General features: G+C 65.7%; 1 protein-coding gene and 1 tRNA gene. Both read left to right on the top strand.

Annotation, left to right across the window (positions count from 1 at the left end):
* A partial coding sequence (locus FJY88_12830; protein MBM3288213.1) for a T9SS type A sorting domain-containing protein occupies positions 1 to 3,077 on the top strand: 3,077 nt, incomplete at its 5' end.
* Positions 3,078 to 3,204: 127 nt separating this feature from the next.
* Positions 3,205 to 3,279 (top strand) — tRNA-Gly (locus FJY88_12825).
* The last annotated feature ends 96 nt before the right edge of the window (positions 3,280 to 3,375 follow it).

Here is a 3,375-nt window from a genome sequence, read left to right as displayed (position 1 = left end):
TCCTGTTCGCCTCGATCCTCATCCCGCCTGCGGCTTCTTCTCCCCTTCCATCCGCGGCCCCGCGCGAAGTGATCACGAGCGCCGACCGCGCCTACGATGCGGCGACCGGCGTCCTGCGTCGATGGCAAGGAATCGAATCGCGGCAGATCGACGGCGATCCGGCCCGAGCGGCGCGCGCCTTTCTCGAGGAGCATGCCGCGGAGCTGGGGTTGGAACCAGGCCTCGACGATGTCGAGGCCGTCGCCGTGCGCCGCGGGCTTGGGACGACGCATGTGCGTCTGCGCCAGACATGGAAGGGAATCCCCGTCTTCGCGTCGGATATGGTGGTGAGTCAGTCTCGTGGAGTGATCCGTGCGGTCGCATCGGACTACTGGCCCGGGCTGGCGATCGACGATGGGGGATTCACGCTCGCCAGGGACGAAGCCATCGCCATCGCCGAGGCCGATCGCGGCGCGCGCCCTCCCTACCTCTACGAGCCGTGCGGACAGGTCTATGCCCTGCCGCTCGTCGATCCGCCGCGACTGGCTTGGCGGGTGATCCTCAAGCCCTCCGATACGCCGGCCATGTGGGAGGTCTTCGTCGACGCCCGCAGCGGGAAGGTCCTGTCGGCCCGCGACCTGACCTGGTATGTCGACGGATCCGGCTATGTCTTCGATCCCGATCCTCTCACAACGGCCCACGCGCACTATGACGACCCCGGCTTCACGGACGGGAACGACGCATCGACCGCAGAACTGAACGGGGAGCGGAAGATCAGAGTGCTCAAGGACATCATCGCGAACGGCGGGCTTCACTACCTGCTCGGCCCCTATGTGAACGTCTGCGACATCGAGCCGCCCTGGGAGGCCGATTTCACCGAGGCCGATCCCGATGACTTCAGGTACACGCGCACGGAGCAGGGGTTCGAGGCGGTGATGGCCTACTACCACATCGACACTCTTCAGCGATGGATTCAATCGCTCGGCTTCGATGACGTGAACAACGAGACGCAGGAAGCGGATCCGCACGGATTGGCTGGGATCTCCAACGCGCACTATTGCCCTAGACCAGGGGTGGACTGCCTTGCAGCGGACTACATGGCCTTCGGCGAGGGCGTCGCCGACACCGTCGACACCGCCGAGGACGCCGACATGATCCTGCACGAGTATGGCCACGCCATCCAGGACGACCAGGTTCCCGGCTGGGGCATCTTCCACGAGACCGGGTCGATGGGGGAGGGGTTCTCTGACTACATCTCGGGGAGCTACTCCTGGGCGATCGACCCGTTCGAGGGGAACTGGTGGGCGCAATGGTGGAACATGGGGGGAGGCGGTAACCCGGGCGTGCGCCCGCTGAACGGCGCGAAGCTCTACCCTGATAGCCTGAGATTCGAAGTCCATGACGACGGCGAGATCTGGTCCGCGTGCCTCTGGCAAATCCACCAAGCTCTTGGGAGGGCCGCGACGGACCGACTCGTCATCCAGAGCCACTTCTACCTCCTTCCGGGGGCCTCCTTCCGGGACGGGGCTGAGGCGATCCTACAGGCGGACGCGGACATGAACGCGGGCGTCAACGACGCTTTGATCCGCGGTATCTTCCAGAACCGCGGCATTCTTCGGGCGCAACCTTTCGATGTGAGCCTCTCACCATCCGAGATACGTTCCTCCGTCGCCTTCGAGTATGAGGTCGAGGGTTATCAGCTCGGCCGAGAGTACATGGTCGTTTGGGAAGACGGCCGATGGGGAGACCCCGACATCTACGCGGCCAGGGTGGCTCCCAGCGGGGCGGTGATCCGGACAGATCGGCCGCTGGCGGTCACGCCCGACTCGGAGACCTATCCCGATGTGGCTCACGTTCCGTGGATCTCGCCCAACGAACTACTCTACTCGCGGTTCCTCACCTCGTACATACGCCTGGAGCCTGCCATCATGCTCCAGAACGCCCGAGTCGTGCGCACCAACTGGATGGGCAACGTGGAGGGCGACTGGGTCGCCACGAACGGCGTCGACCAGAACGCCTACCGCACCGCCATCGCATCCGTGAATGATGGCTCCGGCCGCACGCTCATGGTGTGGATCGGCGTCACCGGCACGAGCCCATGGGAAGTCCGCGGCGCCTGGGTCAATTCGAACACGGGTGTCGTCAATCCTGGCGGATTCCAGATCTTCCTATCCAATCCGGGGACCGTGCAGGTCGGATACATGCTCGATGTCGCCTACTCGGGCTCCAACTTCCTGGTGGTCTGGGAGGTGAACCGAAACGACACGACCGGGGACATCCAGGCTGCGATCGTCGGGAACGACGGCGCGATCGGAGCGCGTTTCCCGATCGCGAGGACCGCCGCGCAGGAGACCTGGCCCGCGGTCGCGTACGACACCACGTCGACGCGCTTCGTCGTCACCTGGCAGCGCCGAACTGCAGACAGGGTGTATGCGTGCGCCGCGCGGGTCACAACCGCAGGATCCCTGCTCGATCCTGGGGGAATCGTCGTCGCCGACGAACTGAACACCAACGAGTGCCCTGCCGTCAGCTCGGGGATTTCCAAGAACCTGATCACCTGGCGTCATGCGGAAAGCAACACCCTCCGGGGCAGGATGCTCGATGCGGTGACGGGAACCTTGGACCCGTTGCTCCAGATCGCCCCCCTGGCTGGCGGTTGGACCACGCCCGCGACGGCCTTCGATGGCATGACCCATCTCGTCACTTGGGACGACGGCGAGGGAGGGAGTAGCCACATCCGCGGCTGCATCGTCAGAGGCGAGCCGTTCCCGGACGTGCCGATTCCCGGAGAGATCGCGGAGGCCCCGCCGGCCATGGCAGCGCGGGCCAGACTCGATCCCCCCTTCCCTAATCCGACACGCTGCGCGACTACGCTCAGGGTCGTGATGCCGGCGGAGGGGCCCGGGTCGGTCCGCATCTTCGACCCGAGAGGGCGACTCGTGCGAGTGCTTGCCGAGGGCTGGCTTCCGGGAGGTCCCTCGCGCCTCGTCTGGGATGGGATGGACGGGAACCGGCGGCTCGTGCCCGCCGGCATCTACTTCGTCCGCGTCGCCACGAGCCGCGGGACGGAGAGCAGGACCATCGTCGTGGCGCGATAGGCGCGCTCGACTGCGCATAGACCTCGACTGCGCATAGACGACGGGGAAGGGAGCCTCGCGGGCCAGGGCAACGCTCCGCTTGACAGGGCGGAGGAGTCCCGTCTAGGCTAACGCTCTCGGTGGAGAAGCGGGCGTAACTCAGTGGTAGAGTGTCAGCTTCCCAAGCTGAAAGTCGCGGGTTCGACTCCCGTTGCCCGCTCCAGATCAGGCGCCGGAGGCCGAGGTTGGTTCTCCGGCGCCTCTTGATTGCTCGCACGAGGGCGAGAATCGAGGGACAGATCGCACGGGGACAGCTCGC

The organism is Candidatus Eisenbacteria bacterium, from assembly GCA_016867495.1.
Lineage (GTDB): Bacteria > Eisenbacteria > RBG-16-71-46 > CAIMUX01 > VGJL01 > VGJL01.
This window is presented reverse-complemented; position numbering and strand designations above follow the sequence as displayed.